Genomic DNA, 22302 nt, shown 5'->3' with positions numbered 1-22302 from the left:
TTTGATCTATTAAGGTAAAAGAGCTTTAGAGTAGAGATTAATATATTGATTCACTATATTATCAATATTAAATTTTGTAATAGCAGTCTCTCTCGCTTGTTTTCCAACCTGAATACATAATTCAGGATGTTGGTTTAAATATCGAATAGTCTGTACAAAATCTTGAATATTATCTTTTTCACATAGAAAACCTGTTACACTATGTTCCACGAGTTCAGTTAATGCGGAACTGTTGGCAATAACAACAGGTAAACCGCAAGCCATCGCTTCTACAACTACTAAACCAAAACCTTCTAAGCGAGAAGGAAATATTAAAGCATCAACACTATGGTACAGGCTTAACATTTCTTCTTGTGTTTTACAGTACGGTATGGGTTTCATATTCTGAGGTAGATTTATTGGAGATTGTAGAGTATTTGATGTGAAAATTAATTCATATTCATCACCTAATTGCTCCATAATAAGGGGTAATAAATCAAAACCTTTTCTTATAGAACTGCTGCCAGCAAATAATAATTTAAAAGGTTTATTTGTATGTGTAGAATCTTTGTATTTGAATTTTTCGATATCAATACCATTATAGATTAATTCAATATTTTTGATATTAAAAATATTTTGCACCTTATTTTTTGTATATAAACTGACACATGTAACTACATTGGCATGTTCTAGAGCATGTTGTTCAATGAGCGTAATCCAAAACTTATGATACAGATGTTGAGCTAAACTTTTATATGGTTGAATAATATTGTCTTGTACACATAAGTGAACAGTAGTGACTACTGGTAAATTTTTCGGAATAAATTTAGGTGCTAACCAACTATTAATGTGTACAATATTTGCCCAGTCTGGCTTTTGAGGAGTAGGAACAAGCCAAGGTAAATATTCCGCATGATGAGGTAGCCATGTTATTTCAGCTTGAAAACCCCTCTGATTTAAAGCAATAACTAGTTGTTCTGTAAAATTGTCTGTACCAGTATTGGTCTTTACAGTAGGAAACCAAATGGCAGGTTTAGACTTATCTTCCATTGCTTTTTTTCCTATTTTTAAAGTACTCTGTAATAATTAAACTCGGTGATATTTCTAAAGTTTGAGAGTTTTTTTTCAAACTTAAATATTTTCTAGATCTAATGTATTCAAGTATACACTTAGTATCATTTAATAAAATAGCATTTTTTCCTAGCCCATCTTGTCGTTCAGTTGTTTCTCTTAGAATAATTGTGGGATGGCCAAAAAAGGCTAATTCTTCTTGGTTTGATCCACCATCGGTAATTACAAGATCAGTTGTAAGAGCCAAATTTAAGAATTTTTGATAAGTCATTCGGGGAAGTAATTTTATATTTTTGTTGCTATCTAATAGTATGGTAAGTTGATACATATTTAATTTTTTTTGCGTTGCAGGGTGTAATACAAAAAATATCTTATATTCATTGCTCAATTTTATAAGCATATTAACAATAAGATGAAGCCTTTCTTTGTTATATATGTTTTGGAATCTATGGAGTGATATTAGAATAGTATTTCCTCTTTTTTCTATATTTCTTCCGATTTTCAGATATTGAATACTATCTAATATAGTATTGCCATGAGTATATAGAGTTCGTATTTTAGGATATCTTTCCATATTTTGAACATCTTTTGGGTTTGGGCAGCAAGCAATATCTGTATATTTAAATACAATGCGTCGAATTATTTCCTCTGGAAAAGGATTAAATAGATTTTTAGATGTTAGACCACTTTCTAAGTGTACAACTAAATGTCCAGATAACTTTGCGGTGATTGTACTAAATAGTGTAGTAAGTGTATCACCATGTACAAAAACATAAGATTTTTTATTCTGTCTTAAAGTGTGTAATAAAAGAAAAATGATAGAAGGAATCCATAGTAGTAAAGCAATAATAGAAGAATGTTCTTTATCTTTGATGAGTTCAATCGGCTGTGTTGTAATACCAAATTCTTGAATCAGATCATCCATTGTATCTTTATGCTGTCCCGTCAGAATAAATTTTGTAGGCATTTGGTGTTGCTCAAAAACTCTAATTGTCGGTGCAACTTTGATTAATTGTGCTCGAGTTCCAACAATAAAAATATAATTCTGAGTCATAAGATATTTCCTTATTTGTTACTCGTAGGATTTTAGTGGATTTCCATGAATTTTTAGATAACGTTTCCCAATTTCATAGGCTCCTTCATGAGTAAGGTGGTGACTATCCCGATAAAGAGGTATATTATTTATATATGAATAACAGAAATTATTAGGACAAATAATATCATTAAAATCAATAATAATAAGTTTTGGATATTTTTTTTTAAGATATATTAGTTGATTATTCCAATTTTTTGTTGTTATAAAATGTATATTTGATTCATAACGACATGATTTTTCTGGAGAGTTTGTTCTCAGATTACAGTTAATATTAATATTATGAAGTTGAGGGTTGTCTTGTATGATTACAGGTGTTGCTCCAGACTTTATAATAATATTTATAGCTCTTTCTAAGCCTTCATTGAAAGCTTTAGATGAGTTTTTTTGATTTTCATTACTATATATACAATAGTCCATGGTAAAGTATCCCCCCATCACCACAAAGCGATAATGATTTTTTTTAATTGTTTTTTGGATTAAATCATTTCTATTTCTAAAGCGATTATTATAAAAATCTTTATTTTTACTTCCTTTATCGGTTCTTATACAATTTGTATCAGGTAAGAAGATAGTAGTTGATTGAGTAAATTCGTAACCTGAAATATTCATATCTTTGGCAAATATATCAATAATTGGAGATTGTGCATTAGCATGTGAATCTCCAACAAATAGAAGATCAATGGTATTGCTTTGTTTTAGACCTAAAAGACATGCTAGGTTATTGTTTCCTGAATCAAGACATTCATATGAATTTTGTTTAGGTGAAGGTTGTCGAGATGTATTTATCTGAAATCTATTGAATCCTACCATAATGATAGATATAAATATTATTACTAAGCTAGGAATTAAAAATAAAATTTTAAGAATATCATTGTGATTTTTAATATAAATTTTTACTGGTTTTTCAATTTTCTCATAAGTTAACCATGATAGAATAATAGTAGTAATGATGACAATAATTCTGACCTTTGTATCTAAGGCAATCGAATTAACATTTATCGCTACAATAATAGGCCAATGCCATAAATACATAGGATAAGATATTTTACCTAAATATAAGATAGGTTGCCAAATTTGTTTTTGTTCATCTATTCGAGAAAAATAAATATAGATAGCACTCGCACAGCAAACAAATAGTGCATTATAACTGGGGAATGTAGAATCTTTGGTCAGTACAAAACTAAATATAAAGAGAATAGATAAACTAAATGTTGTTAATGATATTATAATTCCTGTACTGAAATTTCTTTGTGGTAAAGCAATGAGAAAAGCTCCTAACATAAATTCAAAGAATCGTGTAGGTAATAAATAATAGGCGAAAATTGCATTGTAGTTAGCTGAATAATAAGAGCATAAAAAACTACTGATAAAAATTAGGAAAAATAAAATAAGTCTTATTCTAAATTTTAGTTTTATAGTGAATAGTAATAAGACTGGCCATATTAAATAAAATTGCTCTTCTAAGCTTAAAGACCAAATATGTAATAGTGGTGTAGTATGCGCATCAATACTAAAATAATCATTTAAGGATTGCCAAAAGTAGATGTTGCTAGATAAAATCGTTGCGGCAATTAGTGATTTAAAATATGCATATAATTCAAATGGTGTAGAGAATTGCAAAAAAACTAAAGTGCAGCAAGTTAGTACTGTAAAAAAAGCAGGTGCCAGACGTTTAACACGCCTTTGATAGAAGACTAATAAAGAAAAATTATTTTGTTGAATTTCTTGTTGGATATTTTTAGTAATAAGATAGCCAGAAATTACAAAAAATATATCAACACCGATAAAACCACCACTAAATAGAGTGATGTTTAGATGATTAAAAATTACTAAGAATACAGCAATAGTCCGTAATATATCAATATGTGGTAAATATTCTTTTTTCATATTATTTTTCGATAGTAGTTTATAAACGAATACTAGACTGATGAGGCGGGAGAATATATTTTAGGTCATAAAGAACAAAATTATTTTTACCTAAAGTTTGAATTATATCATAGCCCATATTTTTGAATTGTTGATGTCCAATTGCAATAACAATGGCATCATAATAAGTGGTCTTAGGTGCTTGAATTGGTTCTAAACCATATTCCTTGATCACTTCTAATGGATCTACCCAGGGATCGTATACATCCAGATTCAAGTCATATTCTTTGAGTGCTTGGATAAGATCAATGATCTTAGTATTTCGAATATCGGGACAATCCTCTTTAAAAGATAACCCCATCACAAGAATGTTTGCTCCTACAACCTGAATTTTTTGTTTGACCATTTCCTTGATAAGCTGGGTTGCAACATACTCTCCCATACGGTCATTTAGCCTACGGGCTGCTAAAATAATTTCTGGGTGTAGACCAATAGACTGTGCTTTATGAGTAAGATAGTAAGGGTCGACACTGATGCAATGGCCACCAACAAGTCCTGGACGAAATGATAAAAAATTCCATTTTGTCGCAGCAGCCTTTAGAACCTCTTCGGTATCTATACCAAGTTTGTTAAAGATAAGTGCAAGTTCGTTGATAAGTGCAATATTAACATCACGTTGAGTATTTTCAATAACTTTAGCGGCTTCCGCAACCTTGATTGAGGAAGCCTTATATGTGCCTGCTGTAATAATTTTTGAATAAATCTGGTCAATCAGTTCTGCTATCTCAGGTGTTGACCCTGAGGTGACTTTTTGAATAGTGGTAACATTCTTGGTTTTATCGCCTGGATTGATACGTTCTGGACTATAACCAACAAAGAAGTTTTGATTAAATTTGCACTGTGAATTTTCTTCTAATATCGGAACGCAAATTTCTTCAGTTGCTCCTGGATAGACTGTAGACTCATAAACGACGATATCACCTTGTTTAAGATACTTTGCAATAGTTTTTGATGCTTCAATTAATGGACTTAGGTCTGGTTGTTTAAAGTAATCGATCGGTGTTGGGACAGTAACAATAAAACATTGACACTCTGATAAGTCATCAGCATTTGAGCTAATCTTAATTTTAGCTAAATCATTGAGTTGATCTTGTTCTATTTCGAGTGTGGAATCTTGTTGATTGGCGAGTTCGGCCACCCGTTTGAGATTGGTATCATATCCAATTACTTGAAATTGTTTACTAAAAGCTAAAGCTAGAGGTAAGCCTACATAACCTAATCCAATAATTCCAATCTTTAAATCATTGGTCATTATCTTTTTATTAATTTCTGAGTAAATATGAGAAATAGTTTGATTGTTAAGGTTATTTTGCATCTTGGATAAGAGTCAAGGTTGTATTTTTGTATTCTAATACGTCTATCAATGTAAAAGAACTTAAATTTTAGAAATTATTTACTTTATCTGAATTAATAAATTAGCCTAACATTTTTATTTGTTCATAATGATGTATCCTGTTGTAATTATTTAATAATTTTATTGTGTGTTCTAATAAATTTATAATGGGAAGTTTAGTTGGGAGGCATATAGAATTTCTCCACCTCTGTTTAGATGATAAAAGCTCTTTACTGTATGATATGTCAAAATACCTTTTATATAATACTCTATGCCATTTCTATGCCTCATTCTTGCTAGCCTCTTACTTAGCTTCGCTTGGCTATCTCCATTTCATACTTATCCTTGGGTGACATTTTCCAGTGAGTTGGCGACTTTCGGATCTGTATTAGCTTTATTTTCACTCTTTCTCAATCAAAATGTTCAGATACCCAAACTACAACTTTATATATTGCCAGTTACATTTATTCCATTGTTACAATGGAGTTGGGGCCTAGTTTCTGACTTTAGTGTTGCTTTACTGAGTAGCGTATATCTACTGGGTTTTTGGCTCATGGTGGTCATAGGGTATAACCTATCGTTACAACCAAATGCTCGTGAACAGTTGATGCAAAGGGCTTGTTGGCTGTTAATTATTATTGCGAGTGTTACCAGCCTGATGGCGATTGTACAATGGCTAGGTCTTGAATCAAGGGTATATGGCATTATGCAGCTTAAGGGCAATCGTCCCTATGCCAATTTTGGTCAGCCAAACAATATGGCGACTTTTTTGGTGATGGGGTTAATGGGGACTTTATATTTATATGAAAAACATAAAGCTTCTGTATGGCTGTTTGGTTGTACAAGTTTAATTATCCTGTTTGCAATCGCATTAAGTCAATCCCGAACATCATGGGTGGTATGTTTATTTATTTTCATCTATTGGGTTTATAAACAGTTTAGACAAACCCCACGTTTGAATATTTTAAAATTATCGTTATGGTGTTTCACTTTTTTCGTCATTGCGGCGTGGGGGGTTTCTGCCTTTACCCATTTAATTGAGAGCTCTACAGGAACGGCGGTCATTGAGGCTGATAGCATTGTAGAGCGAGCAAGTTCTGGCTATCTGCGTTTCGAAATCTGGACTCAAATGCTTTTGGCATTAAAAGAACAGCCTTGGTTTGGATATGGCTGGAATCAAACTAGTGTTGCTCAGATGACAGTTTTTCATCTTCATCCTAATCATGAATGGGTGACCAGCGGACACAATGTGTTGCTGGATATTCTCGCTTGGAATGGCATTCCTCTAGGTTTTTTGATTATTACCTATACAGCAGTATGGCTGCTTTGGCTCAATAAAAATACGAAAGACACCACTTCAATTGTTGCGATGCTGATGGTGAGTGCCATCCTGATCCATACAATGCTTGAATTTCCACAGCGTTATGCCTATTTCCTATTACCTATGGGCTTTCTGTTGGGATTGATTCAGGCTCAAACGCCTAACCTAAAGAGTATCACACTTCATAAAAATATGATTCGTGGTTGCTGGGTACTTTCACTTATTTTGCTATTCATAATTTGGAGGGACTATAAAGTTTTTCAGGAAAATAGCCAATTGCTATTCAAGGGACAGCAACCTACAGCAGAAATTATGGGGAGTTCACGTATTTTATTACTGACTCAATTCCAACAACGCCTAGTTTGGATTGCATTAAAACCAACGGTATCTATGTCGGATCAGGATTTAATGCAGTGGGGGGATATGGTTAAGAACAAGGCAACGCCATATAACCTAAAAAAATATGCCCAGTTATTGGTTTACAACCAAAAAATGGTTGAAGCAGAGCAGCAACTTTTTATATTGCAACAATTGTATGGAGAGAATATAGGGTTGGCTGACATTGTTGAATTAAATCATAATTTAAAATAATAACCTTTACTTGGCTCTATGCTAGGCTGAAACCAAAGATTACCTTGGTTTCAGCCTGAAATTGATTGTTTAAATCTGGCTTTGGATATAGTTTTCAATACCCACATTTTCAATGAGGTCGAGTTGAGTATCAAGCCAGTCCCAATATTCTTCTTCTTTCTCTAGGATTTCCTGTACCAAGTCACGGGTAACATAGTCCTGTTGAGCTTCTGCAAGTTCAACTGCCTGTTTAATTGCAGCTATATTTTCCTTAACCTTGCGAATATCGCAATTAAGGACTTCTTCTGTATGCTGACCGATATAAAGCTTGCCGAGGTGCTGTAGATTCGGTAGTCCCTCTAGAAACAAGATACGTTCAATGACCTTGTCCGCATGCTTCATTTGGCGAATGGACTCTTTATATTCAGCTGAACCCAGTTGTGAGATTCCCCAGTCGTTAAACATGCGGGAATGTAAAAAATATTGGTTGATTGCGGTCAAATGGTGATAAAGCACCTGATTCAGTTGATTAATGACTTCACGATTGCCTTTCATTGCCCTTACTCCAAAAACACCAAGTGATGCCCTAGCAACTAAGGCAATTTATATGATTTTAATCAACAAATAATAATCTGGCGAGTAGTTTATGGAACGGCAAATGAAAATCACAATCAAAAACATCCTGATATTATTATGATTTTTATAAAAAAACCGCTTTGATGAAGAACGGTTAAAGTTCTACAGGAAGCGGTGGAGTCGTAAAATAATAGGTTAAATATAGTTAAAAAAGAGGTTATGCAGCAACAGAAATACGTGCGGCAATTTCAGCAAGCTCATCACTGATGATGGCGCGAGCTTCTGGAGCACAGCGACCACAGCAGGTGCCTAAGTCGAGTAAATCACGAATTTCACGATAACTTTCAGCGCCATTTGCAACGGCATCCTTGATATTCTGATCTGTGATTCCACGGCATAAACAAACATACATGGGAGTGATCCACAAATATAAATGCGATAATTGATATTATTGATAATTATTATCGTTTGTCAATGAATTTCATTCTAACAAGGGAAATATTATCATTGGGAATTTGAATAAAAAAATATCACCTGAGTGGAAATCCGAGTGCTGCTCGGATTTTCACGCAAAGGTGATTGATAATTCAGAACTAGAATCTTTTAAGTGGGATATTAAACTTATTTTTAATTTATTGATTAATAATAACAATACCATCCATTTCCACCAATGCTCCTTTTGGTAGGCTTGCCACACCAAGTGCGGCACGCGCTGGATAGGGTTGAGCAAAATATTCACCCATGATCTGGTTTACAAGTTGAAAATGGGAAAGGTCGGTCAGGAAAATATTCAGTTTGGCAATATCTGCCAAGCTTCCGCCAGCAGCGGCACAGACCGCCTTAAGATTGTCAAATACTCGGCGAATCTGGGCTTCAATCCCTTCAACAAGTTCCATACTGTACGGGTCTAAACCAATCTGTCCTGAAAGGTAGAGCGTATTGCCAACCAGAATTGCCTGAGAATATGTTCCAATAGCAGCAGGGGCGTGTTCAGTATGAATAACTTGACGTGACATTAAGCTCTCCTATGTCATTTTTTCTATCTTGCAACCCTGTGACTTTAACACAAAAGTATAGGTGCGAAACTGTTGAATACTGTGTAGTCGTTATTGTTTTCAAATTTTTATTTTTGGTAAATCAGCTTCAATATTTACCTGACATATCTTTGCCTCAAAATACCTTAGCCGACTTTGGCGACGTCAGCCTGCACAATTGGCATATTTAGGCGCTCAATGCGAGGAAAGCCAAAGTGCATACGCAGGTCACGGATGATTTGAGCAATCTGTTTACGGTTGCTGACCACGATATTCACGTAGGTTTTTTGATCATGGGAATCGACTGTCTCCACCCCGATTTTGGCTTTACGGCATTGGTAGATCAACTCTGAAATCTGTTCATCATTCATGATCATATGGATGCAGAGATAGGCACTGAAACGTACATCATCCACTTCTTCAGACTGCCAATGTAGTGGCATGATATTTTCTGGATGCAGGTGTTGTTCATGCAGTAAATTACGACAGCGCGAGCGATGTACGATTAAGCCACGTCGAGATAAATGTCCCTGAATCGGGTCACCCAACACGGGATTGCAGCAGTGCGCATATTTGACATCAACCCCTTCAGTACCCAGGATCAGGCGATCAGATGTCTCATGGTGCTGGGAATGGTAATCCTGTGCAAACAGATGGTTTGCGACGAGTTGGGGCAATAGGTCGCCCACCGCAATTTGTTCGAATAAGGTGTCTTTACTGCTCAAATGCCGCCATTCTAAAACGTTAATCCAGTCAGTTTGCGAAAGGTCATCAATTGAGCGATGAAATAGTTTTAAAGCACGATTGAGCGCCTGTTGGCCAACTAGACGTTGTTCGTCAATATCCTGTTCTCTTAGCATGTTTTGCAAGGCACGACGTGCTTTCTGAGTGTTAATAAAACTCAGCCAGTCAGGGTTTGGGGTTGCCAGTACATCGGTAATGATCTCGATGACCTGACCACTATGCAATGGGGTGGAAAGAGGGCGAATTTCACCATCAACCTTAGCACCTACCGCATGGTTACCCAGGAACAGGCTAGCGGAATAGGCAAAGTCCACCACAGTCGCACCCTGAGGCAGTTCATGCAATTGCCCATGTGGCGTATATACCCAGATTTTTTCCTGATGCAGATAATCCAGCAAATCGCTAAATGTGGTTTTAGCGCAGTCACTATCAATAAGGGTGTTAAGATTCTGCATGGAGGCCTGAATGGCTGAACGGCAAGCCTGAGGTGCATTTTCCCCCAGTACCACGCCAAAGCGTGCAGCCTTACGCATCAGTTCAGTCTGGATGGTCAATGAAAGTGTGGTTTTTTCACCTTTCAGTTTGATCATTAAGGACTGGTTGCCACCAGGTAAGGGGCGGCGAATATGGTCTTTATATTGTAGAACCTGAAAGTTGTCTTTAAGCGCATCTACCAGACGATCACAATCTGCAATGCTTTGTAAAATAATTTCAAAGGCATGGCTATGACTAAGTTCGTTTAGGTCAATCTCATTTTTTACAAAGTGGCGTAACAGTTCGATATTATTATTTTTCTTTTTAATACGACCTTTGAGGTCATGGTTTTTTAACAAATTAGTTAGTTTCTGTTCCCATACCGCCTGATATTCACAGCGTTTAGGTTTGGTTTCTAACAATGCGGTTTGCACATCATTAAACATGTCCAGATCAAGATTTTGATAGCACAGATGTTCCAGGTTGTCCGCCATTTCATTCATACCGACAAGGCGGGCCATAGGTACAAAAATATCAAAGGTTTCCTGTGCAATGCGTGCGCGCTTGTCTGGGCGCAACGCACCCAATGTGGTCATATTATGATAGCGGTCGGCGAGTTTAATAATAATGACACGTGGATCCTGTAAGGTGGCTTGCAGAATTTTTCGGAAAGAGGCTGCCTTGTTATATTCCTTGTCACTGGAATGGCTGAGCTTGGTCACACCATCAACTAGTTCCGCAACCACAGTGCCGAACTTCTGTCCAATTTCTTCCTTGGAGAACTCCGTATCTTCAATGACATCATGTAACAAGGCTGCCATAAGTGTATCCGCATCAAGGCGCATATGTGCCAGAATACAGCTGACAGCAATCGGATGCAGAACGTAGGGTTCTCCACTTTTACGGGTGATGCCACTATGCGCTAAATCGGCAAAATCACAGGCAGCAAGCACGTGTTGAACATCACTATCCTTAAGATAGGCATCAATAATCACTTTAAGTTGTTGCTTGGCTTGGCTGACCTCTTCGCCTGGCATAAAACACCTTTTTGATATGAATTAGAATAAAATGACACTAGTCTCTAATGAAAAGCATATTACTAAACTTGTCAATTTGTTCATTATAAAAACTCGTAAATTTTTCCAATGAGGCATATTGCTTTTATCAATATATAAAGCAGTTTGTTTCCAAAACAAAAAAGCCCAGTGTATTCACAGTGGGCTTTATGCAAAGCAAATTCGTTTTAGAAAGTGAAGCCTTCTAAATTTAATGAATTTGTAGACAATACCATATCAAGGTTTGAAGTCTGATAGTCCTGGTCGCGTTGTTTTAGAATCTCTTTAGTGACATGCCCCACTGCAATTTCACGTAATGCAACCACGGTTGGTTTGTCATTATCCCATTCTACAGTTGGTTCGATACCTTGACGTGCCAATTGACGTGCACGTTTACTCGCCACCAGTACCAACTCGAAGCGGTTATCTACATGGTCTAAACAATCTTCAACGGTTACACGTGCCATAAGTTGTCTCGTCTGAACATCATATTTGAAAGACTGAGTAGTATAAAAGGCTTTTATGCAAGACTCAAGCCATTCCCGATTAAAGTCAGTCGCGATTAAGCGTAATCAAGTTTGCGATGAGTTGTTGGTGGCGGGCGCTTTGCTGCAAGGTGACCAAGCGGTTGGCTGTGATGATCGCCTCCAAATCATGAACGGCCTTGTTAAAATCGTCATTGATAATCACGTAGTCAAAATTGGCAAAATGACGCATATCTTCCACTGCACAGCTTAGACGATGTTCAATCACATCCACTGAGTCTGTACCACGGTTGGAAAGACGTTGTCTTAAATCATACTGGGTTGGAGGGAGGATAAAAATTTGTTTGGATTCAGGAAAAAGCCGACGTACCTGTTCAGCACCCTGCCAGTCAATTTCGAGTAATACATCGTGGCCTTGTTGTAATTGTTCTTTTACCTTAGCCTGAGACGTACCGTAATAATTTCCGAATACTTCGGCGAACTCAATAAAACCGCCCTGTTCAACTTGGGCTAAAAAATGGTCTTTACTGGTAAAATGATAGTGAACACCGTCAAGCTCACCAGGGCGTTGGCTTCGTGTGGTGTGTGAGACAGAAACATGCAAGTTGCTGACACGATCGAGTAGGGCTTTAACCAAGGAGGTTTTGCCTGTTCCTGAGGCCGCAGAAACGACAAACAATAGACCCGACATGATATTTTTCCTGATATGATAAAATATCTTGGCTATTGTAGTGTAGCGTGCCATGAAACGAAATAGTTTGGCACAAATATTCAGATGATGAGAGAGGATGTTATGGAAATTGTACTCGCCAATCCACGAGGTTTCTGTGCTGGTGTTGACCGTGCGATTGCCATCGTCAATCGAGCATTGGAGTGTTTTAATCCGCCAATTTATGTACGCCATGAAGTAGTACACAACAAGTTTGTAGTGGATGACCTACGTCAGCGTGGTGCTGTTTTTGTAGATGAGCTTGATCAGGTTCCTGATGATTCCATTGTCATCTTTAGTGCTCATGGTGTTTCCAAGGCTGTACAGCAGGAAGCGGATCGCCGTGGCTTAAAAGTGTTTGATGCAACCTGCCCACTTGTCACCAAGGTTCATATTGAAGTGACCAAGTACGCACGTGAGGGCACCGAAGCGATTCTGATCGGGCATGAGGGGCACCCTGAAGTTGAAGGGACAATGGGGCAATATGATAAGTCCAGAGGTGGAGAGATCTATCTGGTTGAGGATGAACAGGATGTTGAGGCCTTAATGGTGAGACATCCTGAAAAAGTGGCGTTTGTGACTCAAACCACACTCTCGATTGATGATACGGCCAAAGTGATTGACGCCTTAAGAACGAAGTTTCCAAAAATTCAGGGGCCGCGTAAAGATGATATCTGTTATGCAACGCAGAATCGCCAGGATGCGGTACGTGACCTTGCAGAAAAATGTGATGTCGTGTTGGTGGTGGGTTCACCAAACTCATCTAATTCAAACCGTTTGCGTGAATTGGCTGAACGTATGGGTAAAGTGGCTTATTTAGTCGATAATGCGGATCAGCTTGAAAGAGAGTGGTTTAAGTCAGACAGTAAAATTGGTGTGACGGCTGGTGCATCTGCACCTGAAATTTTAATTAAGCAGGTGATTCAGCGATTACAGGATTGGGGAGCAACCCCTCCGCAAGAATTACAGGGGCGGGAGGAAAATATTACTTTTAGCCTACCGAAAGAGTTGCGGATACAGGTGATACAAGCCTAATTTGTATAGAAAAATGTGAACTCAAAACGGATGGATAACACTCCATCCGTTTTTTTATGATTCTTATCTGCTTTGTATTGGTTCTGTAAAAAATAAATTTAATATAGAGTAAGGAGTTTTAAAAAGAGTTGGGTGTAGGCGATGGGGAAAAATCGGGGATTCACCTTAATTGAATTGATGGTGACAATTGTGATAATCACAATTGTTGCAATTATGGCTGCACCTTCTTTCTCGAAGATAATTAATCGTAAACAGCTTGGCGATGATGCGCAAGACTTAGTTAATAAATTAGCTGAACTTCGATCTGATGCTATTTTAAGACAAAATGATAAGAGTTTGTCTTTGGACCCAAGTACAAGTGGAGCTTGGAAACCTAAGGGTAAGGTTAAGTGGGGGACAGGCCAACCAGCCGCTACCACTTTAACTTATAACATGATGGGGCGATTAAGTTTAACGAATAATTTATGTTTTATATTAACACACGATAGTGATGCAACTTTAAAAGCAATAATTCTAGTGCGGAAAAATGGAATGGCAATTTATGATAAATCTTTAAATGCTTGTCCATCGAATTTGGGTAATGAATAGGGAAACAACATGCGATTTTATCAGCAAGGTGTGGGGTTGGTCGAAGTATTGGTGGCATTAATTATTTTAGCCATAGCCGTCCTTGGTTTTACTGCATTACAAATACGGGCGCTTGCTGCTAGTCAGGAGGCGGGTCGTAATATACAGGCAATTAATATTGCACGGGATTTATCAGAGAGGATTAGGGTGAATCGAGAGGCTTTACTTGATTATAAAACTCCAGAAACTTTAACAAATTGTGCAACTACATTGTGTACGGCTAAACAAATGGCTGGGTATGATTTTCAAACAGTTAGTGATAAAGCAAGTGATTTGGGTATGCAAATGGCTGTTTTGGATTGTCAGGGATCAACAGCCTTAGAGCGAAAATGTATTTATGTGTCATGGGAGGGAACAACTCCTACAAATGGGGTGGCAAATACCAATTGTACTAACGGGGTGGCTTATTTACCTGACGCAAAATGTATTATTGTAGAGGTATATAACTATGATAAATCATAAACAGCATGGTTTTACCTTATTGGAATTAATGGTTGGTTTGGTTCTAGGTTTATTAATCGTAGCAGCAGGGTTATCAGTATTTTTAAGTGGACAGCGTTCTATTGCATTACAAGATGGAATGGGCGAATTACAGCAGAACGCTAATTTTGGTCTAGCCATGATGACTCATGACTTGCGACATGCTAATCTAAATTCACCGTCAACACAAAAAGTAAATAATAAGCAAGTCGGTTCAGGAATTATTTTTGAGGATGCTAACCTGCCTTCCAGTTTAGCAGGAAAGGTGACAGGTTTATTAACTAAGCAAGATGCTGACAATGATGCAACAACGGGAAAAAGTGATCAACTAACTATTCAATTTGTTCCTCAATATACCAAAATAACAAAGAAAGTATGTCCAGCTGGAAATCCAACCTGTACAGCAGCACAAAAAGTAGATGAAGTGAGCTATGTTTTCAATGGAATAGACTGTGAAGGTAATAGTTTAACGTTCTCTACTCCACAAACTATTGTGCAGCGTTACCATCTTAAGCCAGATCCAGTACAGACTGCAGGTCAACCTACAGCATATTCATTATATTGTGATGCTGGCTATTATAAAGATGGTGATACTAGCATTACGGGGATGAATGTAGACAATAATGGGCAACAATTAATGCAGCGTATTGATGCGTTTAAGATCAGACTAAGTGTTAAAGATAAGGATAAAAAATTACGTTACATGACACTCGATCAATATATTGGTGCTATGCCATCTACTGTGATTAAGGAAAGTGATTATAGTAATGTCATCTCGGTAGAAATTGGACTATTGGCCCGATCAACCAGTTCTCAGAGTTCAGAGAGTCTAATTGATAACACAAAAGTTTTTAAAATATTTGGTAATGACATATCTTTAAATAATACCCAAAAAAATGGCACTAAATTCCTTCGTGAAGTATTTAGTCAGGTTGTTGCGTTTAGAAACACATTAGGAGCATCATGATGAAAAAAAATAATGGTGCAACATTAGTTACTGTTTTAATTATTCTGGTTCTAGTCACTTTGCTTGGAACTTGGGCGGTGAAATCCAGTATTCTAGGTTTAAAAATTTCAACCAATAGTCAAGTACGTTCCCTACTGTTGGAAAATAGTAATTCTGCTTTATTTAATGTTGAGGATCCTAACCAAATTGCACGTCAATTGGCCATGGATGGAATGTTTAGTTATTTTAACTCAGCAGATAATAGTAATGATGAGTTGGTATTTTGTTATCGGCCATCCTCCATGAATACATTTTATTCTATGGATAAGATGAGTGTGATTGCAAAAGATGGTACAACTACAAAAATGGGCGTTCCTGGTTTTTGTAAAGCAGGTGAGTTCTCATCTGGGCGTTCAGCTATCCAAGCGCAAATTTATTTGCAAAAAAATGCAGAGCCAGATGCAGCTCCATTCAGTACAGCCCCAAAAGGAACAAGTTTAGGACAAAGTGATGTTCCATTGGTTGCACTTAATATTGGAGTGACAGTCATTTCTATTTTACCAAGCTATGCCAATGCAACGAATGCACAAATCGAGGCATGTTTTAAAAAGACAGCTATTTTGGAGAATGCAAAAGAAGAAAACTGTCCAACTAGTATTAATTCTGATGTTAATAAGAAAAAATGTACGGTTGAACAATGTTTTGATAACTTGAGCATTCCTTATAATCTCCAACATGCAGACTATATCGTTGGCGGTTCGCCAAAATTAAAGTCTTAACATATACCGACCTGTAAAGAGGGTGAGAAAATGAAAAATTTTAATCAAAAGTTACTTTCGGCATCGGTATCCATGTTAATGACCGTGTCGATTTGCCATGTTGCCACTACCCAAGCCAGTGATATTGAAATATATAAACTTCCTGATCAGACAAAACTTTCTATTTTTATGATGCTAGATTTATCAGGAAGTATGGATAGGAGTAATCCGAACTCAGGACGTGTCGGTTCATGTGATACACCAGATAGTGTAAAAGATGGGGATATTATAGATTTTTTAGGAGTTTATGATGCTGATGGTAGAGGATATACAAGAAACTATTGTCAAGTAGGTGGGACTAATACAAAAACTTATTACTACTTTAAAAGCGGGACACAATGGTATTCTTGTGGTGCTTCTGGAACATCCTCAGACCCTAATACAACTAGATGTCCTACAAAAATTTCTGCACCAAGTAGTGAAACATTATCTGCTTATAAAAGTGAAAGTAGTAATACTAAATATTATGCGTACACTGGTGGTACAAAATATCTTGACCGCATGAGTCGATTAAAAGATGCTTTATATAATTTAGCAACATCAGAAGATATCCCTGCAAATACTCAAATTGGTATAGGAACATTTGTTCCTAATGATGGGAAAAGAGGGTATGTTGTCATAAAATCAGATACTTGGGGGACTGTTGGTTCTGCACAAAGACAGAAAGTATTGGATTTAATTAAGAGTAGTGATTTTAAAGGGTTAAATAATACACCAACAGCAACATCCTATGCTGAATCAGCAGCATATTTATTGGGGACAACAACAGGTGGTGGAACTTATAGTGGTATAGGTTTAACAGGTGCAGCATCAGGGATTACCACAGGTTCAGGCACAGCCATGAAATATATAAGCCCATTAGACAAAATTACTGAGCCACTATGTTCAGGTAAAGGTATTTATTTCTTAACAGATGGTGAGCCAAATGGTGTTGGTGGTAGTGCTAAGACCCCAATGAAACTAGCTCTAAATTTGAGTAGTGATATAAGTACCAGTGGCGGTTTAGTAAATACCAGTGCAAAATATTCTAGTACTGCAGATTGGGAGTATATTGGTGCTTTTGCAAAATATTTAAATAATGGGAGTAACTTACAACAATTTTTTAGCAGTGTAAAAAATAATAATCAACATGTCATAAAAACGGCAGTAGTTGGATTTGGTTCAGTTTTTGATATTCCTGAGGATGGGATAAAACGTAAGAGAATGACTGACCCTAAAACAGGCAAAGAAAGGACCTATTACGATTGTAGTAAATTAACTGGTAGAGACCAACAAAATGCTTGTAATTGGGGGATGAAAAGTAAATTTTCCAATGGTACAACAACTATTGCGGGTTCTGGTGGTTATGGTGAGGGGGGGTTCTATTCCGCACAAAATACTGATGAGGTCGTCACCAGTTTTGTCAACTTTGTTGATGATATGAAACCTGAGTTTGAACCAATTGCTACGGGTTCACCAACGAGTCCAGTTGATGCACTTAACCCAATTCAGCTGCAACCTTATGGTTATTACGCAAGTTTTACACCTAAACCACAGGAAAACTATCAGTTATGGTTAGGTAACCTTAATAAATATCATGTTTATAAGGGAGAATTATATAATAGTAGTAAAACAATAAAGCTTATTCAAAGTAGTGGAGAGTTGAACTCGGGTGCTTATGGCATATGGGGTACAAATGGTGGTGGAGTATTAGAAAAATTACCATTAGGTACATGGACTAATCCTGCTAACGCAACCCAAAAATCTTCAAATCGTAAGGTTTTTACTAACCGTGAGATCAATACAAGTAATCAGGCAATAGAAGCAACAAGTTTACAAAGTGTTAATCTAACGACTTTATTTGCATCTGGTACAGATGGTAAATTGGTTAATGATCCTAAGAAAAATTACTGGCTTAACATATTGGGTTATAAAGTAGCTGAAAATGCAACAGGCTTGACAATCAATACCTTGCCAACAGAAGAACAACGTCAATTAGGTGCAGTCATGCATTCTAAACCAATTTTATTGACTCAGGAGGGTAAAATTGTAGTTACCAAGGATACGAGTACTCCTCCTAAACCAGTAGTGACAACTACTGCTCGTCAAGACTATCTGTTATTTGGTACCAATCAAGGTATGTTACATGTTGTAAAAGTAGGTACAGATACCGATACAGATAGAGGAGAAGAGGTTTTTACTTTTGTTCCGCATGAAATGATGGAAAAACAGTACAAAGGTTTCTTAAGTGAAGGAAATACTAATTTAGGTAGGGATAATCTTTATTATGGAATAGATGGGGCATGGACTGCTTATAGTCAGTATGTATCTAAAACAGGGAGTGCAAGTACCTTAACAGTAAAAGGCAAAAATGATGATGGAGATGATCTCAGCAATCAGGCTGGTTTACAGCTCGTATATGGCGGTTTACGTATGGGTGGAAGAGGCTATTATGGTCTAGACCTAAGAACGATTACTAGCCCAACGCTAAAATTTCATATTAACCCTGATGCAGCCGCAGCGAATACCCCTTTAAGCTATATGGGACAAAGTTGGTCTAAGCCAACAATTGCTTGGGTCAATTGGGGGGGGGCTCGTAAACTGGTGATGTTTGTTGGAGGAGGATATGATGCAGGTGGTGTAAACGGCAATGGTTTGGACGCTAGTGGTAATCGAGTAACTAATGGAGGCTATGAAAATCCAGCGTATGAACAAACCAATAAAAAAGGTGCGGGTGTTTATATGTTTGATGCAAATGATGGTTCATTATTATGGTGGTCAAGTGCCAATGTGGGAACCTCAACTTCTGCTACAACTGATTCTGGCACAATTGCAACCAATGATGATAATTTAAAATATAGTGTAGTTAGTCAAATCAATGCTGTTGACCGTGATGGTGACGGTTTAGTTGATCATTTATATTTTGGTGATCTAGGTGGTCAGGCATTTCGTATTGATTTAAATAATAAAGCAAGTACTTTGGGAGCTTTTGCGAAACGGGTTGTTCGTTTATACAATGCCCATGTCACAACTGGGGCAAGCCCTCGTTTTTATGAAATGCCTAGTTTTTCAGTTCACACTGGCGTAGATGGATATTTTGGTGCAGTTGCGCTGAGTTCAGGTAACCGCAGTTCTCCATTAGCAGGAACAAATACGGTAGATGGTTCAGTTGTTACTACAATAACAGCAAATGATGGTGTATACGTTATTTATGATAATGATGTCGCCCGTAAAGACCTCTATGATGATATTACTTTAAGAACATCGCCAACAGGTACAGGTGTTACTTTGACTGATGCAAGTGCCTTTGCAACATTAAAGGCAGGTATCGCACAGAAGACAGGTACTAATTACAATGGTGGTTGGAAATATCAATTTCATACTACAGCAGGAAAGTACAAAGGTATGAATGAACTCTACGCTTTAGATAACATGTTGTATGTGAATGTTTATCATAAAGATGGTACAGGCATTTCGGGAGATTGTGGTTCAGGAGTCAAAGGAGATACTGAGCTTTATCAATTCTGTTTACCTACAGGAAAATGTCCATTTGAATATCCGACTACCGCGACTGGTCCGAATAAAATTGTTTTGGGAGGAGGGATTCTTGGTACAGGTTTAGGGGTAGGCTATAGTAATAAATTGGATGAGATGAGCATAATTAAAGGGAAAGAAGGATCAGATTGCACAGATACAGCTAATAAAAATAAACCAGAATGTCAGCTATTTGATACAGGCAGCCGCTTACAGCATTTACGTTGGTATGAGTCTCGGTAGGGAAGAATGATGAAAAAAAATCATGGTTTTACCCTGATCGAATTGATGATTGTTTTGGTGATGATGGCAATTCTACTAGCAATTGCTATTCCAAGTTATCAACAATATATGCGAAAACAGGATTTGGCGATTGCGAAACAGGAGGCCTTGCGTATAGCCAGCGAACTAGAACGCTTTAAATCCAAGAATTTTAGTTATAAGGGCTTCGACGCAAGTTATATCTATAGCTCTTATAATAATTCTACTGGAACCTTGTATCTTCCTGTTGGTTCAGCAGCAGCAGATGGTAAATATGTTTTAACTCTGGTGGATGCTGATTTGAGTACTCCGACAAGCGATACTAAAAAGCCTTTAACTGTTGTAAAAAGTGGGGGGGTTGAAACCGCAGATTCCCAGTCAGTTAAAGGTTTAAATTGGGCAATAAAAGTAGAGCGCTGTAAAGTAGGGGGATGTGCCGCTACCAGTGGTTCTCCGAAAGATCCTCAAAATTATGATTTATTATTGAGAGGTAATGGTCTACGTTGTATGACTAAAAATACAATAACAAATTATGGTGATTGTGGAACCAGTGGTGTGGAGGCTTGGTAATGTGGTTACAAAAAGGATTTAATCTAATTGAATTAATGATCGTTCTTGCGATCATTGCCATTTTGGCAGCGATAGCTTATCCGTCTTATACAAAATATGTCGCAAAAGCAAATCGTGGTGATGTGCAAAGCGAGATGATGCGAATTGCTCAGAGACTACAAGCGTATCGTGTAGTCAACCATAGCTATCAAAATGCAACATTGGCTGTGGTGGATGCAACAGTAAGCTATCCTCCAGCAAAAGGGTTGTATACACTTACTTTGACGGATGCGGCAGCTACACCTAAAGCCTTAACTGAAGTTTCAGCAAATACACAAACTTGGGTGTTAATAGCGACTCCAACAAGTACACAAACAGGAGATGGTGTGATTTGTTTAAATCATCAAGGTAAAAAATTTTGGGAGAAAGGTGCAACAGATTGTGATTTTTCTAAAGATAAATGGAACTGACTATCTTCATTTTATAGTTATTTAAAAAGCAAATATCACTTGATATTTGCTTTTTTTATTACATTTAATTTTTTGTGACTTTTGTTGATTTATTTAAAACTAATGTTATCTGTATTAAATTTTTTATTGTTTATCCGACCATATCTACCTTTTATCTATAAAAAATAGATTTCATTCTGTTTTGGGTGGAAATTGATAAGTAAATAAAACAAAACTGACTAAAACAATAAGATTTGTGCATATGGAGGACTATATGCAACAAGTAAATAATAAGGCGTTCACTTTAGTTGAACTGATTGTAACTATAGCTATTTTTGCAATTATTATGGTAATCGCAGCACCATCGTTTGCTACAGCTTACACACGTCAAAAATTAGATTCCTCTGCCCGTGAACTAGTAATGAAAGTTGCTGAAGCGCAAACCAAAGCGGTTGGTTTGCGGGATACAACAGTTATTTGCTTGGATACTTTATCAAAGCAGAATTGCCTAAAAGCATTGATAGGTACTGACCCTGATGCAGATGATGTCGATAATGACTATGAAAAAAATAAAGAGCGAATTTTTATAGCCTCTCTAGATCAAGGGGTTACAGCTGACAGCCTCTCTATTTCCAGCCTTAAATTTAGAAAGAATGGCAGTCTTGCGACAGCAGCCAATTTTGTGCTGGTTCGTAACGGTCTTTCTTATTGTATCAAGGTTGGAATTACAGGAGATACAAGTATAAAAGAAGGAGCTTGCACATGAATTATATCAATCAAAAAGGTGTAGGTTTAGTTGAGGTCTTGGTTGCTTTAATTTTATTGGCCATTGGTGTTCTAGGTTTTGCGGCCTTGCAGTTGAAAGCAATTGATGCAAGTTCAGAAGCTAGCCATCAGGTTTTGGCCCTCACTATAGCACGCGATCTGGCAGAAAGAATGCGTGCCAATCCTCAAGCGACAGAAGATGGTGAGTATAAAATTGGTGCAGTATCAGTACCAACAACAGTTGTCTCAACAGCAGCAGGAAAAGCCGTCGATATTGCTGCACAAGACCTTAAAAATGCGGCTGTTCAGGCCAAAAATAATGGGATGAATATTGCTGTAGGTAATTGCCCAGTTGGAACCACTCGGCAATGTATTTATGTGGCATGGGATACAACCTCATTGACTGGTGAGAAAGGTCTGGAAAACTGTATCAAAGATGGTGTGTATGTGCAGGGTTCACACTGTTTGTTTCTGGAGGCTTACTAA

General features: G+C 37.2%; 21 protein-coding genes. 11 read left to right on the top strand and 10 right to left on the bottom strand.

The window, feature by feature from the left end:
* Positions 1 to 9: 9 nt before the first annotated feature.
* Genes QTA56_RS09710 through tviB form a run of 4 tightly spaced genes read right to left on the bottom strand, consistent with a single transcriptional unit; the run spans position 10 to position 5327 of the window.
* Complete coding sequence (locus tag QTA56_RS09710) at positions 10 to 1029, bottom strand: glycosyltransferase family 4 protein (RefSeq protein ID WP_267980766.1); 1020 nt, start codon at positions 1027 to 1029, stop codon at positions 10 to 12.
* The gene (locus QTA56_RS09705; protein WP_267980765.1) at positions 1019 to 2104 is read right to left on the bottom strand and encodes a UDP-N-acetylglucosamine 2-epimerase; all 1086 of its coding nucleotides are present in this window, start codon (positions 2102 to 2104) and stop codon (positions 1019 to 1021) included. The genes QTA56_RS09710 and QTA56_RS09705 overlap by 11 nt, the downstream gene beginning before the upstream one ends.
* Before the next feature lie 18 nt (positions 2105 to 2122).
* Positions 2123 to 4033 (bottom strand): acyltransferase family protein, encoded by a 1911-nt coding sequence (locus QTA56_RS09700; RefSeq protein ID WP_267980764.1) that lies wholly within the window; start codon positions 4031 to 4033, stop codon positions 2123 to 2125.
* A gap of 19 nt (positions 4034 to 4052) precedes the next feature.
* On the bottom strand, positions 4053 to 5327 hold the full coding sequence (tviB, locus tag QTA56_RS09695; RefSeq protein ID WP_411956097.1) for a Vi polysaccharide biosynthesis UDP-N-acetylglucosamine C-6 dehydrogenase TviB: 1275 nt from the start codon (positions 5325 to 5327) through the stop codon (positions 4053 to 4055).
* Between the two features lie 349 nt (positions 5328 to 5676).
* Between tviB and QTA56_RS09690 the strand changes: the two genes are divergently transcribed.
* Positions 5677 to 7317, top strand: coding sequence for a PglL family O-oligosaccharyltransferase (locus tag QTA56_RS09690; protein WP_267980763.1), 1641 nt, complete (start codon positions 5677 to 5679; stop codon positions 7315 to 7317).
* Positions 7318 to 7386: 69 nt separating this feature from the next.
* On the opposite strand, the gene bfr is transcribed toward QTA56_RS09690, so the two are convergent.
* The 6 genes from bfr to gmk form a co-directional block, all read right to left on the bottom strand.
* Positions 7387 to 7851: a heteropolymeric bacterioferritin subunit Bfr gene (bfr, locus tag QTA56_RS09685; RefSeq protein WP_267980762.1), complete on the bottom strand. Its 465-nt coding sequence runs from the start codon at positions 7849 to 7851 to the stop codon at positions 7387 to 7389.
* A gap of 238 nt (positions 7852 to 8089) precedes the next feature.
* Positions 8090 to 8284: a bacterioferritin-associated ferredoxin gene (locus QTA56_RS09680; protein WP_267980761.1), complete on the bottom strand. Its 195-nt coding sequence runs from the start codon at positions 8282 to 8284 to the stop codon at positions 8090 to 8092.
* A gap of 220 nt (positions 8285 to 8504) precedes the next feature.
* Positions 8505 to 8888, bottom strand: coding sequence for a RidA family protein (locus QTA56_RS09675; protein WP_267980760.1), 384 nt, complete (start codon positions 8886 to 8888; stop codon positions 8505 to 8507).
* Positions 8889 to 9052: 164 nt separating this feature from the next.
* Positions 9053 to 11161 (bottom strand): RelA/SpoT family protein, encoded by a 2109-nt coding sequence (locus QTA56_RS09670; RefSeq protein WP_267980759.1) that lies wholly within the window; start codon positions 11159 to 11161, stop codon positions 9053 to 9055.
* 206 nt (positions 11162 to 11367) lie between these two features.
* Positions 11368 to 11646: a DNA-directed RNA polymerase subunit omega gene (rpoZ, locus tag QTA56_RS09665; protein ID WP_004678747.1), complete on the bottom strand. Its 279-nt coding sequence runs from the start codon at positions 11644 to 11646 to the stop codon at positions 11368 to 11370.
* Between the two features lie 85 nt (positions 11647 to 11731).
* A complete protein-coding gene (gene gmk, locus QTA56_RS09660; protein ID WP_267980758.1) occupies positions 11732 to 12355 on the bottom strand; it encodes a guanylate kinase in 624 nt (207 codons plus the stop codon).
* 102 nt (positions 12356 to 12457) lie between these two features.
* Here gmk and ispH point away from each other — a divergent pair, with 102 nt between their 5' ends.
* From ispH to pilV (QTA56_RS09610), 10 genes are all read left to right on the top strand, one after another.
* Positions 12458 to 13408, top strand: a complete 951-nt coding sequence (gene ispH, locus QTA56_RS09655) for a 4-hydroxy-3-methylbut-2-enyl diphosphate reductase (RefSeq protein WP_267980757.1) — start codon at positions 12458 to 12460, stop codon at positions 13406 to 13408.
* 141 nt (positions 13409 to 13549) lie between these two features.
* Positions 13550 to 13996, top strand: a complete 447-nt coding sequence (locus QTA56_RS09650) for a pilus assembly FimT family protein (protein ID WP_267980756.1) — start codon at positions 13550 to 13552, stop codon at positions 13994 to 13996.
* Positions 13997 to 14005: 9 nt separating this feature from the next.
* Positions 14006 to 14497: a type IV pilus modification protein PilV gene (gene pilV, locus QTA56_RS09645; RefSeq protein ID WP_267980755.1), complete on the top strand. Its 492-nt coding sequence runs from the start codon at positions 14006 to 14008 to the stop codon at positions 14495 to 14497.
* A complete protein-coding gene (locus tag QTA56_RS09640) occupies positions 14484 to 15482 on the top strand; it encodes a PilW family protein (protein ID WP_267980754.1) in 999 nt (332 codons plus the stop codon). Before pilV (QTA56_RS09645) ends, QTA56_RS09640 begins: the two co-directional genes overlap by 14 nt.
* Entirely contained in the window at positions 15482 to 16240 is a 759-nt protein-coding gene (locus QTA56_RS09635) for a pilus assembly protein PilX (protein WP_267980753.1), read from the top strand. The genes QTA56_RS09640 and QTA56_RS09635 overlap by 1 nt, the downstream gene beginning before the upstream one ends.
* 30 nt (positions 16241 to 16270) lie before the next feature.
* Entirely contained in the window at positions 16271 to 20035 is a 3765-nt protein-coding gene (locus QTA56_RS09630; protein WP_267980752.1) for a pilus assembly protein, read from the top strand.
* Between the two features lie 9 nt (positions 20036 to 20044).
* Positions 20045 to 20623 carry a type IV pilin protein gene (locus QTA56_RS09625; protein ID WP_267980751.1) on the top strand — a complete coding sequence of 193 codons (579 nt, stop codon included), beginning with the start codon at positions 20045 to 20047 and terminating at the stop codon, positions 20621 to 20623.
* A complete protein-coding gene (locus QTA56_RS09620) occupies positions 20623 to 21072 on the top strand; it encodes a type IV pilin protein (protein WP_267980750.1) in 450 nt (149 codons plus the stop codon). The genes QTA56_RS09625 and QTA56_RS09620 overlap by 1 nt, the downstream gene beginning before the upstream one ends.
* 253 nt (positions 21073 to 21325) lie before the next feature.
* The gene (locus tag QTA56_RS09615; protein ID WP_411956092.1) at positions 21326 to 21817 is read left to right on the top strand and encodes a pilus assembly FimT family protein; all 492 of its coding nucleotides are present in this window, start codon (positions 21326 to 21328) and stop codon (positions 21815 to 21817) included.
* On the top strand, positions 21814 to 22302 hold the full coding sequence (gene pilV / locus QTA56_RS09610; RefSeq protein ID WP_267980748.1) for a type IV pilus modification protein PilV: 489 nt from the start codon (positions 21814 to 21816) through the stop codon (positions 22300 to 22302). The genes QTA56_RS09615 and pilV (QTA56_RS09610) overlap by 4 nt, the downstream gene beginning before the upstream one ends.

This window comes from Acinetobacter thutiue, assembly GCF_030385805.1.
Taxonomy (GTDB): domain Bacteria; phylum Pseudomonadota; class Gammaproteobacteria; order Pseudomonadales; family Moraxellaceae; genus Acinetobacter; species Acinetobacter corruptisaponis.
Note: the sequence above shows the minus strand (reverse complement) of the source record. Positions and strands in the feature narration are given on the sequence as shown.

Excerpts from the sequence above, each read along its gene's own strand:
- QTA56_RS09710 (WP_267980766.1), bottom strand. The coding sequence starts at position 1,029 with ATGGAAGATAAGTCTAAACCTGCCATTTGGTTTCCTACTGTAAAGACC.
- QTA56_RS09705 (WP_267980765.1), bottom strand. The coding sequence starts at position 2,104 with ATGACTCAGAATTATATTTTTATTGTTGGAACTCGAGCACAATTAATC.
- QTA56_RS09700 (WP_267980764.1), bottom strand. The coding sequence starts at position 4,033 with ATGAAAAAAGAATATTTACCACATATTGATATATTACGGACTATTGCT.
- QTA56_RS09690 (WP_267980763.1), top strand. The coding sequence starts at position 5,677 with ATGCCATTTCTATGCCTCATTCTTGCTAGCCTCTTACTTAGCTTCGCT.
- bfr (WP_267980762.1), bottom strand. The coding sequence starts at position 7,851 with ATGAAAGGCAATCGTGAAGTCATTAATCAACTGAATCAGGTGCTTTAT.
- QTA56_RS09680 (WP_267980761.1), bottom strand. The coding sequence starts at position 8,284 with ATGTATGTTTGTTTATGCCGTGGAATCACAGATCAGAATATCAAGGAT.
- QTA56_RS09675 (WP_267980760.1), bottom strand. The coding sequence starts at position 8,888 with ATGTCACGTCAAGTTATTCATACTGAACACGCCCCTGCTGCTATTGGA.
- QTA56_RS09670 (WP_267980759.1), bottom strand. The coding sequence starts at position 11,161 with ATGCCAGGCGAAGAGGTCAGCCAAGCCAAGCAACAACTTAAAGTGATT.
- rpoZ (WP_004678747.1), bottom strand. The coding sequence starts at position 11,646 with ATGGCACGTGTAACCGTTGAAGATTGTTTAGACCATGTAGATAACCGC.
- gmk (WP_267980758.1), bottom strand. The coding sequence starts at position 12,355 with ATGTCGGGTCTATTGTTTGTCGTTTCTGCGGCCTCAGGAACAGGCAAA.
- ispH (WP_267980757.1), top strand. The coding sequence starts at position 12,458 with ATGGAAATTGTACTCGCCAATCCACGAGGTTTCTGTGCTGGTGTTGAC.
- QTA56_RS09650 (WP_267980756.1), top strand. The coding sequence starts at position 13,550 with ATGGGGAAAAATCGGGGATTCACCTTAATTGAATTGATGGTGACAATT.
- pilV (WP_267980755.1), top strand. The coding sequence starts at position 14,006 with ATGCGATTTTATCAGCAAGGTGTGGGGTTGGTCGAAGTATTGGTGGCA.
- QTA56_RS09640 (WP_267980754.1), top strand. The coding sequence starts at position 14,484 with ATGATAAATCATAAACAGCATGGTTTTACCTTATTGGAATTAATGGTT.
- QTA56_RS09635 (WP_267980753.1), top strand. The coding sequence starts at position 15,482 with ATGAAAAAAAATAATGGTGCAACATTAGTTACTGTTTTAATTATTCTG.
- QTA56_RS09630 (WP_267980752.1), top strand. The coding sequence starts at position 16,271 with ATGAAAAATTTTAATCAAAAGTTACTTTCGGCATCGGTATCCATGTTA.
- QTA56_RS09625 (WP_267980751.1), top strand. The coding sequence starts at position 20,045 with ATGAAAAAAAATCATGGTTTTACCCTGATCGAATTGATGATTGTTTTG.
- QTA56_RS09620 (WP_267980750.1), top strand. The coding sequence starts at position 20,623 with ATGTGGTTACAAAAAGGATTTAATCTAATTGAATTAATGATCGTTCTT.
- QTA56_RS09615 (WP_411956092.1), top strand. The coding sequence starts at position 21,326 with ATGCAACAAGTAAATAATAAGGCGTTCACTTTAGTTGAACTGATTGTA.
- pilV (WP_267980748.1), top strand. The coding sequence starts at position 21,814 with ATGAATTATATCAATCAAAAAGGTGTAGGTTTAGTTGAGGTCTTGGTT.